This window comes from Erythrobacter westpacificensis, assembly GCF_039542285.1.
Classification (GTDB): Bacteria; Pseudomonadota; Alphaproteobacteria; order Sphingomonadales; family Sphingomonadaceae; genus Alteraurantiacibacter; species Alteraurantiacibacter westpacificensis.
In genome coordinates this window covers 187,472-201,931 of the sequence record NZ_BAABHV010000005.1, presented here as the reverse complement: position 1 = coordinate 201,931, position 14,460 = coordinate 187,472, and the positions used below count along the sequence as shown (strand labels likewise).

Sequence of the window (14,460 nt, the reverse complement as noted above, 5' to 3'; positions counted from 1 at the left end):
CCTTACTTCACAACCTCAAATCTGTGCCATTGGCGCTGACGGGGGACAGCGCAATAGATCCTACGTCACTTTGAAGAGCCTGATTGCCACCCCCCGCCAAGTGAACGGAACAAATTAATGCGCTGCGAGGACAATCGCTGGAGAGACGCGGCGTGGGCCGCGCGGGCGTCGAGGAAGTCCCGTTGGGCGAGCAAGACATCGAGATAGCCGATGGAACCTGCACGATAGCGTCGTCCGGCAAGATCGAATGCACTTTGCGATCTGTCGCGGGCATCGGTGAGCGCAGATAGCCTGCGTGATTCTCCCAGGACACTAGCCATAGCCTGCTCAACATCGCGCAATGCTTTGATCACCTGACCGTCAAAACGTGCGAGGGCCGCTGCTTGGCCAGCTTCCGCCTGCCGCAGCCGCGCACGCGCGGTCGACATGTTGGGGAAGTTCCAAGAAACGAGTGGACCGAGCGAGAATGAAAAGGACTCACTCCCTGTCACCGCGTCGTTGCGGAAGAAGTTTGCGGATCCACCAAGAGTGATCGTCGGGTAAAGCTCTGCAGTCGCCACTCCTACGCGTGAGGCCGCCGCCGCAAGCTCGCGCTCTGCCTGGCGGATGTCGGGACGCCGCTGGAGAAGTGCGGCTCCATCTCCTACGGGCAATGCCGCAACGGGTTCAGGCGGCACATCACAATGCCGCGCCGGCGCCGGAATTTCGGCAGGAATTGTTCCCAGTAGCGCAGCGAGCTCGAATAGGGCAAACTGCCGCTGGGCCTCTATCGCAGGAATGGCCGACCGTGCCTGAGCTGCCGCAGCCCCGGCACGTTCGACATCGAGCATGCCCAGTGAACCTGCCCGCTGGAGCCTCTGCGTCAATTCGAGGCTTTCAAGGCTCGTCCGATAGGATTCGCGAGCGACATCCAAAGCATAGGCTGCGGAGCAAGCGTTGAGGAAGCTGCGCGACGTCTCTGACGCAACTGTCACGCGGACCGTATCCCTCGCTGCTTCCTGCGCTTCGGCATCGGCGCGGGCGGCGTCGATAACCTGCCGGACCCGACCGTAAAAATCGACCTCGTAGGAGAGGCCAAAGCCGGCATTGGCGGAGATATCGGCATCTCCCATGCTGCCGACCGCGCCCGAAACGCCATCACCATAAGAGACACCGCCGCTCGTTTCCGTAATCGGCAGCCTCGCGCCCCTCGCTTCCTGCAATACCGCCTGCGCACGGGCGAGATTGGCATCCGCGATCCTCAGGTCGGTATTCGCAGCCAGAGCCTGCTCGACAAGGGAGTCGAGGGTTGGGGAATTGTAAAGCTTCCACCAGTTGTCGGGGACCTCGGCAGTTGCGTCGAATTCATTGGCATTAGTCAGGAAAGGACCAACTGCGGCTTGCGGAAGTGCCGGACTTTCCTCGGCCAGAGGTGTCGTGGCGCAGGCGGCCAGGAGCGCCGGCAGGAACGCCGCTCCTGCTTTGTACAGGTTACGCATGTGCCAGGTCTCCGTTGTGCTGCGCGGCATCTTCACTTTCGTCCTGCGCGGAGGAAAGAGGACGGTGGTCGGCAGCAATCATTGAGTAAAATGTCGGTAGAACGAACAGTGTAAACAACGTTCCGATCAGCAGACCCATGACAACGACGATACCGATTGCAAAGCGACTGGATGCGCCAGCCCCCGATGCAAAGAGCAAGGGAATAAGGCCGGAAACCATAGCCGCCGTCGTCATCAGGATCGGCCGCATACGCACCGCCGCACTGTGGCGGATTGCATCAAAGCGACCAAGACCTTTCCTGCGCTGCATGTCATTGGCAAAGGAAACCATCAGGATCCCGTGCTTGGTGATCAGCCCGATCAAGGTCACCAGTCCGATCTGCGTATAGATGTTGAGTGTGGTGAAGCCGAGATAGAGCGGGACAAGAGCGCCGCAGATCGCCAGCGGGACAGTGACGAGGATCACCAGCGGATCGCGGAAGCTTTCAAATTGCACCGCCAGCACCAGGAAGATTACGACAAGCGCAAAGCCGAAGGCGATCATCAGGCGGTTGCCTTCGTTCACATACTGACGGCTGTTCGAAAGCCAGTCGATCGAGGTGCCGGGAGGCATGGGCTGGTTTTGCAGGAATTCGACCGCCTGCCCCATCGTCACTCCCGGAGCGAGGACGGCGGAGAGCGTGGCGGAATTCATCTGGTTGAACTGTGGCAGCATGTTCGGCTGTGGCTCCACGTCCACGTCGACAACCGTCGACAATGGGAGCAAATCGCCTTGCCAGTTCTCGACATAATATTGTCCGAGATCGGATGGATCGACGCGGTATTCGTCCGGCACCTGCGTAATCACGTCGTAGGAGCGATCAAACCAATTGAAGCGATTGACGTAGTTTTCGCCGACAAGCAGCGCCAGCGTGCTGGCAATTTCTGCCATGGGGACGCCCAATTCACCGGCCTTGGCCCGGTTGATGGTGATGTTGGCTGCCGCACTGTCGAATGCGAGATCGCTGTCGACGAACGCAAACAGTCCGCTGCCCCATGCTGCGCCTTTCACCTGCTCCAAAGTTTCGTAGACCTGTTCGAAGTCTCCCGTCGAGCGGATCACCATCTGGACCGGCAGGCCGCCGCTTCCGGCTGGCAGCGGGCTATCCTGAAAGGAGGTCGCATAAACGCCGGTCACGCTTGCTGTTTGGGCGGTAAGTTCGGCCTGTATAGCGTCCGCATTGCGTTCGCGTTCGGCCCAGTCACTCAACACGACGCCGCCAAACCCTCCCGTTGCGCCGTTGACGCCGCCAACGGACATGAACGTCTGCTCGAACTCGGGCAAATCTTGCATGATTGCATCGACCTGAGCACTATTGCGCAAGGTGTAATCGACATTGGCGTATTGCGGGGACTTGGTCTGCACGAAGACGTAGCCCATGTCCTCTTGCGGAGCGAGTTCGCTTTCGGAACCCAGGAATAAAACAAAAATCGCCGCGAAAATGGTCACGCCCACCAGTATCACAGCAGTGCGGGCGGCCAACGTTTTGTCGAGCAGTGTTAAATAGCGTCTGGTCATTCTGTTCATGGTTCGCTCGATCAACTGGGTCAGCCGACCTTCACCGATCTTCGCGTTGAGCAGCTTTCCACTCATCACCGGAGAAAGCGTCAGCGCCACAACGCCCGAAACGATGACTGCGCCTGCCAAAGAAAAAGCGAATTCTCTGAACAACGCGCCCGTCAAGCCTCCAATTAGGCCGATAGGCGAATAGACGGCCGCCAGCGTGATCGTCATGGCGATCACCGGCCCGATGATTTCCCGCGCCCCTTCGATAGCCGCGGCAAAGGGCTTCGAACCCTCTTCGATATGCCGATGGATATTTTCCACCACGACGATGGCATCGTCTACCACAAGCCCGATGGCGAGTACCATGGCCAGCAGGGTCAGGAGGTTGAAGGAGAAGCCGAACACATACATCAGCGCAGCCGTCCCCAGCAGCGACAAAGGAATGGTCACGATCGGTATTATCACCGCGCGGACGCTGCCGAGGAAGAGAAAGACGACTACGATGACGATCACCACGGCTTCGATAAGCGTTTTCTCCACCTCCTCGATGGATGCCTCGACGAACTGTGCAGTATCGAACACGCTGATGACTTGCACACCAGGTGGCGCTGATTCACGGATTTGCGGAAGCAATGCCTTCACCGCCTCGACAATTTCCAGTGGATTGCCGTCCGGCGTGGGCGAAATGGAGATCGACACTGCGCGCGTGCCTGATGACAAGGCGACTGAGTTGTAATTCTGTCCGCCAAGTTCAACCGTGGCGATGTCGGCTAGGCGCACAACGCCGGTTGTGCCTTCCTTCACCACCATTTCGCGGAAGGACTGCACATCGCGCAAATCGGTAGCGGCGGTGATATTGATTGCCGTGTTCTCGGTCTCCAGCCGGCCCGGTGCGGCCTGCACATTGTTCGCTCGCAACGCATCGCCAACATCGCTTGCAGTCAGCCCGCGGGCCGTCAGCGCACCGGGGTTCAGCCAGATCCGCATCGCCGGCGGGGCGCCACCATCGATTTGGGCAGAGGCAACGCCCGGTACCGACGTGATCATTGGCTGGGCGATACGGGTCGCAAAATCGACCAGCTGGGCTGGCGCAACTGTGTCACTCGCGAAGTGAACGTATTGGATGGCGGAGGCGCCGTCAGTGATCTTGGTGATTGCGGGATCGGTCACGCCTTCTGGCAACTGGTATCGCACCTGTTGCACTTTCGACATGATCTCGGTCATCGCGCGGTCGGCATCGGCATTAAGCACCAACTTGGCCGAAATCCGGCTCTGGCCCTGAGTGCTTGTCGAGGTCACGTATTCAATACCACTGGCTGTCGCGATGGACTGCGTAATCGGAGTGGTGACGAAGCCTTGCATCACCTCCTGCGTTGCGCCGGGATAGCTCGTGTCGATAGTAATCGTGGCGCTTTCCATTTCCGGATACTGTCGCACCGGCAGGACGAAGACCGCGCTCAGGCCAACAAGGAAGATCATAAGGCTGACGACCACCGCCAGCGTAGGGCGTTTAATGAAACGATCGGTGAAAGCCATGTCAGTTGCCCTCCCGCACTAAGAGGGATGTCACTTCGACCTGCGCACCCGGCTGCACGCGCAACTGGCCTTCCGTCAGGATGACATCGCCAGCCGAAAGGCCGCTTTCCACCACTGCCATCTCGCCCACCCGCCGGCCCACAGTTATAGGGACAATCTCTGCCTGCCCCCCTTCACGCGCGTTCTCGCCGCGAATGACGGTAACGCTGCTGCCCTGTGCCGATGTCTGGATGGCCGTTGCAGGAACCACCAGCGCATTCTCCTGAGGGGGAAGGATAACGGATGCGTTGGCATACATACCGGGGCGCAGGGCACCGCCGGGATTTGGAAGGATCGCCTGTACGCGAATATTTCGCGTGTCTTCATCCACACGAGGTTCGATGGTGCTGATCTGCCCTTCGAATTCACGCCCGGGATAGGCATCGCTTGTCACGCGTACGCGGGAACCACTCTGCAACAGCGCCAAGTCCTGCTGCGGTACGTTGAAGTCGACGTAGAGGCGATCCAGCGACGTCAGCGACGCGACGCGATCACCGGCGTTGAGAAACTGACCGGGGTCCACTTCGCGGATACCCAGTAGACCGGAGAAGGGCGCGCGTATCTGCAATTGGCGGAGACGCGCGCGGATTTGCGCGATTTCCGCCTCTGCCTGACGCAACTGGGAGCGGCGCTGCTCCAGCAGCTCGCGCGGTTCCGCTCCGGTAGGAGCAAGTTCTTCGGAGCGTTGCAATTGCAGGCGGGCAAATTCGGCACGCGCTTGCGCCGCCCGCAGGTCCGCCGTCAACGGTTCGTCATAGAGCTGAACGAGCAGCGCCCCGCTACCGACATTGTTTCCTGCTTCAAAGCGAATTGCAGAAACGCGCCCCGCAACTTCGGCGGACAGCATCACCTCGCGCACAGCGCTGAGGCTGGCGACAGCATCAATCGTCATTTCTGCATCCTGCGGATCGACGACCATGGCCGCGACCTGGGTCGGCGGCATGGCCTGCGCCTCTGCCGGCGCATTGCGCAACATGCGCCAGCCGAACAGGGCGGCAAGAATAAGCGCGAGCACGATAACGGTGATGACAAACTTGCGACGCGAGGTGGAACGGTCGTGCTCCATCGCGTCCCAGTCATCGATATGATTGGTGTCGTCGGTCATTATCGGAATTCCCTGAGAGTGGCGACGGGCCGGACCCGGCGGGCAAGAACGAAAACGCCGCCAAGTGCGGCGAGAACAGCAAGCGGCGCGAGCGCGTGGGTGTATTCGCCATGTGCAACGAGCGTGAGGAACGCAGCACCCATCACGACGCCGCCGATCACGACCCCGACGATGCGAGTGCGGCCGAAAGCCAGCAGGACCGCCACGAACAGTTCGAGCGATCCGGTCACATATGAAAACCAGCGCGGATAGCCCCAGGCAGCGTATTCCGCAGCGGTCGCTTCCGTAGGCATCAGGTTGGCCCACGCCCCTGCAAGGAAGAACAGCGCAACAGCCAGCGTCAGCAGTCGATGCGGGGCGATGCGCTTCATGCGAACACCTCTAAGGCTGGGTGATTCGGAATGTTCGCATCGCGGCGCGAGGTAGGCGCCAAGGGCATGATAATCGGGAACAAATGTCGGCTCCTGCTGCATGAGTGCACTGCATGTGTGCGGCTCTTGTGGTTTGCTACCGACCGGCCTACTACAACCTCAACTATAGTTGAGGTCAAGAGGTATTTGTGAGCATTGACAAGAACCAGGTTCTTACCGTGGGCGAGGTCGCTGCGCGCAGCGGCGTGCCGGTTTCCACGCTGCATTTCTACGAACGAAAGGGATTGATCGAAGGCTGGCGCACAGCTGGCAATCAGCGCCGTTATCCTCGGCAAATACTGCGCCGTATCGCGATTATCCGGATCGCTCAGCGTGCCGGTGTTCCGCTTTCGACGATAAAGGAGCACCTTGCCCGATTCTCCAGTGCCGCGATTAGCGCTACAAACTGGCATCAACTGAGCGAGGCATGGCGAGCCGACTTGAACGAAAGGATCAAGAGCCTCACCCAGCTGCGAGACGAGTTGGAAGGTTGCATTGGCTGCGGCTGTTTGTCGCTGAAAGATTGCCCTCTGCGGAACCCGGAAGACCGTTTCGCTGAAGAAGGGGCCGGAGCGCGATTGCTTCTAGACAAGTAGACCTCAAGATTCGGAGAGCCTGAAATTTATCTCATTGGAAATTCGCAAGTGCTAGTAACTCCACTGATCAGCAATGTCTCCAGCAATCGATGAAAGGAATTGCCGAATACTTATCCTGGTCTGGGAAGAACCCAAGGTCTGCAAAGTTGCTTACAAGTGCCTATTTCAGCTTGGCAGAAATCCATTCATTTAGCTGTTCTTCGGCCCAGGCGACGGCGTAGCCTCCAAGGTGCACAGGCTTTGGGAACTTGCCCTGAGCCATCCATCGGTAAATCGTTGAACGCCCTAACCCTGTGCGATGTTGGACCTCTTTGATCCTGATCAGCCGAGTGGGTCGCTCATGGTCACCTGTTTCATTGTCCATATGATCAGTCACATGCACGCCCCTTCTCGCCAGCAAAGAAATTGCCAAGAAACTCGTCCTTACGCTCAAGCTCCATTATGTGGTCCGACAATATCCGCGCGACGCGGTTTGCCGCACCCTTGGCCCAGCGCGGTTTCACATCACCCACCTGGTCTCCCAGGGATCGCTGTAGAGCTAAAGGAAACTCCGCGCTGAACTCCTGGAAGAATTCGGCCAGATCCGAGCGCAGCCAGTCAATCGCCTGATCAGAGCCGCAGACAAGGTACAGAAGAAGGTGAGCCTTAGGTGCGACACCGCTAGCCTCTAGTACGCGCATCGCCTCGCCCAGCGTCGCCCCGCGATCACCTTGCAGCACGCGCCTCAATGCGTCCTTGTGCAAGCCCGCATTGGCTGCGACTTCGCACTTCGGGCGCCCGCTCGCTTGCACCGCAGCGGCAAGCAGCCGCGCCAATCCCGCCCTTGTCCGTTCTTCTGAAAACTCTGCCCCGCCAGCCACGGACGAATTCCTTTCGCATTCTTCTTCAGTCCGAATCGAGAGTTAGGGCGAAGGAGGGATGTAGGAAAATGAAAAGAACATAGAAGGAACAAAGGGGAAGCATCGACTCGCTTCCCGCCCATGATTCACGCAGAATCCGGCCGCCAAATCGCAATATCCGGCAACCTAGGCGCAGAATTCGGCCGGTCGCGCGCAAAATCCCGCCAGGTTGGCGCAAAATCCCGCCTCGTCCGCGCAAATTGTCGCTTTTTGCTTGGTCCGGCGCCGCAATCATGTGCTGCCCCATTTCCTACACCACCGCTCCGGTTGAAGAAAAGAACATACAGCGAACATCAAAGCTCGCTGTTGTCGACCAACCAACCGGAGTTTTCCTTCATGACCACCAAGACCCTGAGCAGTTCGGCCCCGCGGATGCGCGACTACATGGTGCCCGCCGCGCTGGCGCTCGCCATCGCTGGCACCGCTTATGCCGGTGCCGATACCACCTTCGATCCGGCGCTGACCATGTTCACCGACTTCCTCGAAGGCTCGGGCGGCAAGATCATCACCGTGCTCTCGCTCGCCGGCGGCCTCATCGCGCTTGCCTCGGGACGTTTCGCGCTCGGCCAGGTCGCAGTGCCCGTCGGTGTCGGGATCGGTGTTGGCACGGGTGTACCGATCGTCACCTCTGTCGTGACCGCGACCATCTGAACCCCTGGTCGCAAGGTCTAACGACGGGAGGGCGGCATGGCCGACAGGTATATTGTTCCACGGCGGCTCGACGATCCGGAGCTTATCGGCTTTTGGACCGTGGACGAGTTTGCGGGGATGCTGATCCCCTTCGCCTGGGGCATCCTCACGCAGCACATCATCATCGGCACAGGCCTTTCGGTCATTGCCTGGTTCGGCCTGCGGAAGGCGAAGTCAGGCAACAAGGGCGCGAGACTGGTGCATGCTGCCTACTGGTACCTGCCAGGGTCATTCCTTGGCCTCAAAGCCACGCCGCCCTCCCATTGCCGCCTGCTCGCAGGCTGAGGGAGGATACCGATGCAATCCGAATTCGCGCACGAACAGGCCCAGCGTCATCTTGCCCAGCGCAACCGCTTTGCCGCGCTGGTGGGCGCCTTCAACCAGGACTGGCGCGCCTGGGTGAACTGGTTCCTCGGCGCAACGCTCATCTACATGTGCCTGATGGTGCCGCGCATGGACGTCCATGTCACCGACCGCGTCAATCCGGGCCTTGCACCGGCAACTATAGCCAATGTCCCGCTGGGCCTCGCGTTGATGGCGAGTTTCACCAGCCAGGCTGGCGATTATCTCACCCGCTCGGCCGAACTGGTCTTCGGCCTGCCCGACGATCTCAACTACTCGAAGAACGGGATGATCTACGGCGCGCGGCTCCTGGAAGCGACCCGAGGCCTGCGTATCTCCGATCCGGAGTTTGCCGCCAATCTCGACGAGCATTTCAAGCAATGCGTCTTCTACGACGTGCTGCTTGGCCGTTATTCGATGCAGGAGCTCGCAGAGAGCGCCGATATTTGGGCGACCATCGGCCCGGGTAGCGAAGCGCGCGCACAGCGTTTCCTCATCCGCGACGTCAACACCGGCGAAGTGACTTCGGTCGTCACCACCTGCCGCGAAGCCTACAACACGCTTGGCGGCCAGTGGGCGAACCTCATCGACGACATGGGCAGTGCCTTCGGGCGCCAGCTCTATCCGCGCCAGACCGAAGCGCTCGCGCGCGCCAAGCTCTTTGCCGACCTGCCGATTGCCTACAGCTATCTTTCGGGGGTTTCGAGCAATGCCAGCGACATTTTCCGCCAGGTGCTCTCGATCAACGCCATGAACCAGGCGATGCACGGCTTTGCCGGAGCGAGCGGCATGGGCAGCATCGATGTCTTCGCCCAGACCCGCGCCGATATCCAGACCGAACGCACCTATGCCTCGATCGCCCACAATTCCATGAAATGGGTGCCGATCCTCAATGTCGTGCTGACGGTCGTCTTCTACGCGCTGTTCCCGGTGCTCTTCCCGCTGTTCCTGATGCCGCGGACCGGACCGATTGCCCTGCGCGGCTATGTTACCGGCTTCTTCTATCTTGCCGCCTGGGGACCGCTCTTCGTGATCCTCCACATGATCCTCATGTTCAAGGGCGCGAGCGATGTGGCCGCTGCTGCCGGTGATACCGGTCTTAGCCTCGCGACTTTCGCGGGCATGAGCGATGTGAACTCCGACATCGGCGTGCTCGCAGGCTATCTCGTCGCGTCAATTCCGTTCCTGGCAGGCGGCGTGGCGCGCGGCGCCATGGCCATCTCCGGCCAGGCCACGTCCTACCTCAACCCGAGCCAGAACGCCGCCGAGGAAGCCGCGCGTGAAGCAAGCACGGGCAACATCTCGCTCGGCAACACCAACCTTGAGAATTCGTCGGTGTTCTCGCGGCAGTTTGCACAGGGCAATCTCGCGCCCAACATTGCCTATGGCGCAGGCCAGACGCGTAGTTTCGGTGATAACGGAACGCAGACAACAAGCTTTCCCGAGGCCGAGTTCGCGCACGTCCCGACGTCGAGCTATCCCTTCTCGCCGACGCTGGGTTCGGATTTCTCGAGCAGGCTTTCGACTATTGCCGGCCAAAGCCGCAGCCAGAGCGAGACCTTCTCCAACCTCGCGCAGCAATCGACGAGCTCGGCGGTGAGCCGTTTTTTCGAGCTGCGCGATGCCTACTCGACCGGGCAGTCAAACGAGACTGTCAACGGCACCTCGACCAGCGAAAGCATCGGCACGGCATTCAGCGAAATCGACAACGCCTCGCGCACGCTGCAGCAGCAGTTTGGGCTGTCGCGGCGGGCCTCGGACGACATTTCCGTGTCGTGGTTCCTGAATGGGGATGCTGGCCTTGGACTTCGCGGCCAAAGAGGACCACTGCGAGGAGATGTTGGGCTACGCGGCGGGCGCAATCACAACTGGACCGACAGCGATATCGGCATTGCTTCGGAAGATCGCTCTCGGCTCTTGGCCGCGCTCACCCAGATCTCGGACAGCCGCAACTGGTCGAGTACGCGCGAAGGATTCTTGCGCGAGACAAGTTCGAGCTCGGAGAGCCTGATTTCCAGTTCCGCCTCCGGCATCAATACGTCACTCACCGAAGCCCAGAGCTACACTGTCGAAGCCCGCCGTGCCGAGGAGCTGGCCAGCCGTCTTGAAGACCAGGCAAGCTGGTACGAAAGCGCCAATGCGGCCGGCACGCTCAATCTGAGCCAGTCCTACCGCGAATGGGGCATGGCCGAGATCGAAGCCAATCGCGACTATTATGGCCCGGTGCGCTTTGACGACATCGCGTTCCAGATGAGTCCAGCCGGCCAGCAACTGCAGGCACGCTTTGTCGCGAGCTACGCCGATCGCATCCACGACGATATCGAGGGAGAACTTACACTGCCCTCGGCCGCACCGGTCTCGCGACCAAGTGTTGGTAGCAGGGGTGACGTTCGCGGATCTGTGCGATTGGGATCGGTGCCAGGAAGTCTGGCGGATCCTTCAACCGCAAGAGAAGATATCGGCCGTGCTGTTGATCGTGCGCAGCGCCGTGGTGGCGAACGGGTCGATAGCGTTGGCGATTATCTTGACGGGCGTACGCGCAATGCGCGGGGAGCAAGCGCTGAAGCGGCCGACGAGATCAAGGAATGGTAGGTCAGAGCAGGCCGTCGTAGATCACGACGAAGATAACGAATGCGATGAACAGTACGGCAAAGAGGATCAGGCCAGCTCGGCTCCAGGGGTCCGCCCAGGCCTTCCTCCAACTGTACGCGGTCATTCGATTCTCGGCGATCGCTCGATCGATTTCGCGAAAGCCCTGCCAGTCGTCCTTGGATGGTGGCGGGGAGTTGTCAGGATTGGTCATCGATTGTCTCCTTCACCAGATCCAGAGTAGCCTCCCCTCCGGGACGCTCCAGTTTCGAGCCTGTCGACCATAGCCGAATTGGCCGCATATTTGAATTGCCCGATGGTGCCCTTGGTCGTGATGCCGCCGTTCCTAAACTGGCAAGCGCAAACCCTGGCTCCCCGCTCAGACAGGTAGGCCTCCAGCCGCGCCACTGTCTTTCGACGCGGAATGCGGCCTTTCCTGAGATCGAGCACAAAACGTGGATCGCCAACCGCTTCTCGTCCGAAGGTTGTAGCGGAAATGCCGTTATCTCTCAGATGGTTTTCGATCCGTTCCAGGAGGGTCATTTACAACTCGCATCGCTTCAAGAATCACTTGTGTTCTTGTTATGTTCTTAGTAGGAATACATCCTCAGGTCTAGGAAGAATCCTACGATCCAGAACGAAGGCACGAGACGATGGAACATGTCCGACAAGAGCTCGACCGGCTCCTGCGTGAGCGGGGAAGCGGCTATGCCGCGATCTCGCGGATGCTCGGTCGCAATCCCAGCTATATCCAGCAGTTCATCAAGCGCGGTTCGCCCAAGACGCTCGAACCAGACGATCGCCGAATGCTCGCCTCCTTCCTGGGGGTCGATGAGCATTTGCTCGGTGGGCCGGAAAAGAACGACAACGACGGCATGGTCGAGATCCCCATTCTCGATGTGCAGGCATCGGCCGGGTTCGGGGCGATTGCAGCAAGCGAGAATGCCTATACCCGCTTCGGCTTCGATGAACGCTGGCTGCGCGCGCTGACGCCCGCCAAGAGTGCCAGCCTGTCGATCGTGCGCGTGTTGGGGGACTCTATGGAGCCTACCCTGAGCGATGGTGACGAGGTCCTCGTCGATGCTTCGGATCATGGCTCCCGGCTCCGCGATGGCATCTATGTCCTGCGCACGGACGATGTGCTGGCTGTCAAACGCATCGCCATCAAGCCTGGAGCGAAGCAGATCACAGTCGCCAGCGACAATCCGGCCTATCCGACCTGGAACGACATGGATCGTTCTGAAATACACGTCGTCGGGCGGGTTATCTGGTTTGGGCGAGCGCTCTGACCTTTGCGGTCGACAGACGAGGCCATGGGTTCGGAACGGACTGCGAGCTTGCGATCCAACTTAGTTCAGTGCTATGTGACAATTCCTCGGATAATATGAATTCTATTTTGAGGAAATGTCACGTTATGCCGCAAGAGCAAGGAACACAGCGCGACGCCCTGCGCGAACTGTTCGGCGCCCAGCCCATCCTGCGCGCGCGTGACCTGCGCAAAGCAGGCGTCGCCCCTCAAACCATTGCCCGAGCGGTCGAGGACGGCGAGATCGAAAGGATCTCACGCGGTCTCTATCAGTACGCCGATGCCGACAACGACGCAGACCAGGCCCTGGCGGAAATAGCAAAGAAGATCCCCAAGGGCGTGATTGCAATGCTTTCGGCGCTCGCCTTTCACGGCCTTACCGACCAGATGCCGCGCCGCATCTGGGTCGCGATCGGAAACCAGGATTGGTCACCTACCCTGTCCTATCCGCCAATCCGCACCGTTCGCTTCAGCGACAAGTACCTCCAGCAAGGGATCGAGCACCACCAGATCGCCGGCGTATCCGTGCCCATCTATTCCGTACCCAAGACGCTGGCGGACATCTTCCGGAACCCGAAGCTCGTGGACCGCTCGGTCGCAATCGAAGGTCTTCGCGCCGCGATTGAACAGCGCAAGGCTAGGCCCGGCGAAATAGCCCAGGCGGCTGTCGAGGGCGGAGCCTGGAAGAAGATGCAACCCTATCTCGAGGCCCTAACCTCCAATGGCTAAGCCGCCGGTCAACCTCGCCAAGTCGGTCAAGGATCGGCTGCTCAGTCTGGCGCGGGCGGAAGGCAAAGTGTTCGATGTCGTACTCGTGCGCTTTGCCCTTGAGCGCCTTCTCTATCGGCTATCCCTATCTGCGCATCGCGATCGTTTCGTTCTCAAGGGCGGAATGCTCGTGACCGTCTGGCTCGACGACGACAACCGGGTCACACGCGATGCGGACTTCCTTGGACACGGCGATGCGGATGCGGACCAGCTTGTGGCAGACTTCCGGGAAATCATGAGCGTCGATGTAGACGATGGACTTGTCTTCGATGTCGATAACCTCTCGGCGACGGCAATCCGCGAGGAGGTGGAATATGGCGGCACTCGGCTGAAGACAGTCGCTTATCTTGAGAAGACGCGTATCCCGATCACCATCGACATTGGTTTCGGCGACGCTATGGCCGATCCGACCCGTCAGTTGGACTATCCAACGCTACTCGATCTGCCAGCGCCAAACATCCGGACCTATCCTCCCGCAACAGTCATTGCCGAGAAGTTTCATGCAATCGTGGTTCTTGGAATTGCAAACGGACGCATGAAGGATTTCTACGACCTTTGGGCGATCCCAAGGTCGATCGATGTACCCGACGAAGAACTCGATGCCGCCCTGGCCGCGACTTTCGCGCGGCGGGAAACAGCCATCCCTACTGAACGATCTGCCGGCCTTACGCCGGAGATGGCGAATGATGCGAACAAGCAGCGACAGTGGAATGCCTATGCAGCCTCGATCGAGCTCGAGACTGTCGAACTGCAGGAAGTCGTTGATGCCATATGGGCCCTGATCGGTCCTGCATGCGAGCGCCTCACTCGGGCTTCATGATGGTGAAGCCTTTCCGCTGTGCAGCCACTTCGTCAAAAGGCGGGTGTCCGAAAAATACATGCAAATTTCGGACACCTTTGCGCATGGTTGCGTGAAGTATCGCCACAAGCAAAGGAAGGCTCCGAGCCAATTTAGCGCCTACTCCTGGGCCGAAAGCGGAAAGGCGGCTTTGCGACGAGACACTGGAGAAAGCGGCCGCAAGTTTCTTGCTAGGACGAATGACGACTGAAACTTGCCGGGGATGAACTTCTATCGTTGGCCGACGAGCCGAGCCTGACCTACTTCACTCGTTGAATGCCAAAACTACGCCCATCCGCGCTCCGTGCCTCGCGCAAT

At 59.7% G+C, this 14,460-nt stretch carries 15 protein-coding genes; 7 read left to right on the top strand and 8 right to left on the bottom strand.

Annotated elements, in window-relative coordinates:
• Positions 1-65 precede the first annotated feature (65 nt).
• The 4 genes from ABFX23_RS03475 to ABFX23_RS03460 are packed head-to-tail and all read right to left on the bottom strand — an operon-like array spanning position 66 to position 6,075.
• Positions 66-1,478, bottom strand: a complete 1,413-nt coding sequence (locus tag ABFX23_RS03475) for a TolC family protein (RefSeq protein WP_346031727.1) — start codon at positions 1,476-1,478, stop codon at positions 66-68.
• Positions 1,471-4,560 (bottom strand): efflux RND transporter permease subunit, encoded by a 3,090-nt coding sequence (locus tag ABFX23_RS03470; RefSeq protein WP_346031726.1) that lies wholly within the window; start codon positions 4,558-4,560, stop codon positions 1,471-1,473. The genes ABFX23_RS03475 and ABFX23_RS03470 overlap by 8 nt, the downstream gene beginning before the upstream one ends.
• A gap of 1 nt (position 4,561) precedes the next feature.
• The gene (locus ABFX23_RS03465; protein ID WP_346031725.1) at positions 4,562-5,704 is read right to left on the bottom strand and encodes an efflux RND transporter periplasmic adaptor subunit; all 1,143 of its coding nucleotides are present in this window, start codon (positions 5,702-5,704) and stop codon (positions 4,562-4,564) included.
• Positions 5,704-6,075 (bottom strand): DoxX family protein, encoded by a 372-nt coding sequence (locus ABFX23_RS03460; RefSeq protein ID WP_346031724.1) that lies wholly within the window; start codon positions 6,073-6,075, stop codon positions 5,704-5,706. Before ABFX23_RS03460 ends, ABFX23_RS03465 begins: the two co-directional genes overlap by 1 nt.
• Positions 6,076-6,263: 188 nt before the next feature.
• On the opposite strand from ABFX23_RS03460, the gene soxR reads away from it, so the two are divergent.
• Positions 6,264-6,710 carry a redox-sensitive transcriptional activator SoxR gene (gene soxR, locus ABFX23_RS03455; protein WP_346031723.1) on the top strand — a complete coding sequence of 149 codons (447 nt, stop codon included), beginning with the start codon at positions 6,264-6,266 and terminating at the stop codon, positions 6,708-6,710.
• Between the two features lie 160 nt (positions 6,711-6,870).
• Here the strand turns inward: soxR and ABFX23_RS03450 are convergent, their stop codons facing one another.
• Positions 6,871-7,074, bottom strand: a complete 204-nt coding sequence (locus tag ABFX23_RS03450; RefSeq protein ID WP_346031722.1) for a helix-turn-helix transcriptional regulator — start codon at positions 7,072-7,074, stop codon at positions 6,871-6,873.
• Between the two features lie 4 nt (positions 7,075-7,078).
• On the bottom strand, positions 7,079-7,570 hold the full coding sequence (locus tag ABFX23_RS03445; protein ID WP_346031721.1) for a hypothetical protein: 492 nt from the start codon (positions 7,568-7,570) through the stop codon (positions 7,079-7,081).
• Positions 7,571-7,945: 375 nt separating this feature from the next.
• Between ABFX23_RS03445 and ABFX23_RS03440 the strand changes: the two genes are divergently transcribed.
• Genes ABFX23_RS03440 through ABFX23_RS03430 form a run of 3 tightly spaced genes read left to right on the top strand, consistent with a single transcriptional unit; the run spans position 7,946 to position 11,233 of the window.
• Positions 7,946-8,260: a hypothetical protein gene (locus tag ABFX23_RS03440; protein ID WP_428831637.1), complete on the top strand. Its 315-nt coding sequence runs from the start codon at positions 7,946-7,948 to the stop codon at positions 8,258-8,260.
• 36 nt (positions 8,261-8,296) lie between these two features.
• The gene (gene traL, locus ABFX23_RS03435) at positions 8,297-8,584 is read left to right on the top strand and encodes a type IV conjugative transfer system protein TraL (protein WP_054525598.1); all 288 of its coding nucleotides are present in this window, start codon (positions 8,297-8,299) and stop codon (positions 8,582-8,584) included.
• A gap of 12 nt (positions 8,585-8,596) precedes the next feature.
• On the top strand, positions 8,597-11,233 hold the full coding sequence (locus ABFX23_RS03430) for a conjugal transfer protein TraG N-terminal domain-containing protein (protein ID WP_346031720.1): 2,637 nt from the start codon (positions 8,597-8,599) through the stop codon (positions 11,231-11,233).
• Position 11,234: 1 nt separating this feature from the next.
• Here the strand turns inward: ABFX23_RS03430 and ABFX23_RS03425 are convergent, their stop codons facing one another.
• Together ABFX23_RS03425 and ABFX23_RS03420 are read right to left on the bottom strand one after the other, a co-directional pair.
• The gene (locus tag ABFX23_RS03425; RefSeq protein WP_346031719.1) at positions 11,235-11,444 is read right to left on the bottom strand and encodes a hypothetical protein; all 210 of its coding nucleotides are present in this window, start codon (positions 11,442-11,444) and stop codon (positions 11,235-11,237) included.
• A complete protein-coding gene (locus ABFX23_RS03420) occupies positions 11,441-11,773 on the bottom strand; it encodes a hypothetical protein (protein ID WP_346031718.1) in 333 nt (110 codons plus the stop codon). Before ABFX23_RS03420 ends, ABFX23_RS03425 begins: the two co-directional genes overlap by 4 nt.
• 110 nt (positions 11,774-11,883) lie before the next feature.
• Here ABFX23_RS03420 and ABFX23_RS03415 point away from each other — a divergent pair, with 110 nt between their 5' ends.
• The 3 genes from ABFX23_RS03415 to ABFX23_RS03405 all read left to right on the top strand — a co-directional run bounded on the left by ABFX23_RS03415 (position 11,884) and on the right by ABFX23_RS03405 (position 14,124).
• Positions 11,884-12,519: a LexA family transcriptional regulator gene (locus tag ABFX23_RS03415; protein ID WP_346031717.1), complete on the top strand. Its 636-nt coding sequence runs from the start codon at positions 11,884-11,886 to the stop codon at positions 12,517-12,519.
• A gap of 125 nt (positions 12,520-12,644) precedes the next feature.
• The gene (locus ABFX23_RS03410; RefSeq protein WP_346031716.1) at positions 12,645-13,265 is read left to right on the top strand and encodes a type IV toxin-antitoxin system AbiEi family antitoxin domain-containing protein; all 621 of its coding nucleotides are present in this window, start codon (positions 12,645-12,647) and stop codon (positions 13,263-13,265) included.
• On the top strand, positions 13,258-14,124 hold the full coding sequence (locus ABFX23_RS03405) for a nucleotidyl transferase AbiEii/AbiGii toxin family protein (RefSeq protein WP_346031715.1): 867 nt from the start codon (positions 13,258-13,260) through the stop codon (positions 14,122-14,124). The genes ABFX23_RS03410 and ABFX23_RS03405 overlap by 8 nt, the downstream gene beginning before the upstream one ends.
• Positions 14,125-14,460: the final 336 nt, after the last annotated feature.

Coding starts and splice junctions, on each gene's coding strand:
- ABFX23_RS03415 (WP_346031717.1), top strand. CDS start 11,884: ATGGAACATGTCCGACAAGAGCTCGACCGGCTCCTGCGTGAGCGGGGA.
- ABFX23_RS03420 (WP_346031718.1), bottom strand. CDS start 11,773: ATGACCCTCCTGGAACGGATCGAAAACCATCTGAGAGATAACGGCATT.
- ABFX23_RS03430 (WP_346031720.1), top strand. CDS start 8,597: ATGCAATCCGAATTCGCGCACGAACAGGCCCAGCGTCATCTTGCCCAG.
- ABFX23_RS03465 (WP_346031725.1), bottom strand. CDS start 5,704: ATGACCGACGACACCAATCATATCGATGACTGGGACGCGATGGAGCAC.
- ABFX23_RS03405 (WP_346031715.1), top strand. CDS start 13,258: ATGGCTAAGCCGCCGGTCAACCTCGCCAAGTCGGTCAAGGATCGGCTG.
- ABFX23_RS03475 (WP_346031727.1), bottom strand. CDS start 1,478: ATGCGTAACCTGTACAAAGCAGGAGCGGCGTTCCTGCCGGCGCTCCTG.
- ABFX23_RS03460 (WP_346031724.1), bottom strand. CDS start 6,075: ATGAAGCGCATCGCCCCGCATCGACTGCTGACGCTGGCTGTTGCGCTG.
- ABFX23_RS03440 (WP_428831637.1), top strand. CDS start 7,946: ATGACCACCAAGACCCTGAGCAGTTCGGCCCCGCGGATGCGCGACTAC.
- ABFX23_RS03410 (WP_346031716.1), top strand. CDS start 12,645: ATGCCGCAAGAGCAAGGAACACAGCGCGACGCCCTGCGCGAACTGTTC.
- ABFX23_RS03450 (WP_346031722.1), bottom strand. CDS start 7,074: ATGGACAATGAAACAGGTGACCATGAGCGACCCACTCGGCTGATCAGG.
- traL (WP_054525598.1), top strand. CDS start 8,297: ATGGCCGACAGGTATATTGTTCCACGGCGGCTCGACGATCCGGAGCTT.
- ABFX23_RS03470 (WP_346031726.1), bottom strand. CDS start 4,560: ATGGCTTTCACCGATCGTTTCATTAAACGCCCTACGCTGGCGGTGGTC.
- ABFX23_RS03425 (WP_346031719.1), bottom strand. CDS start 11,444: ATGACCAATCCTGACAACTCCCCGCCACCATCCAAGGACGACTGGCAG.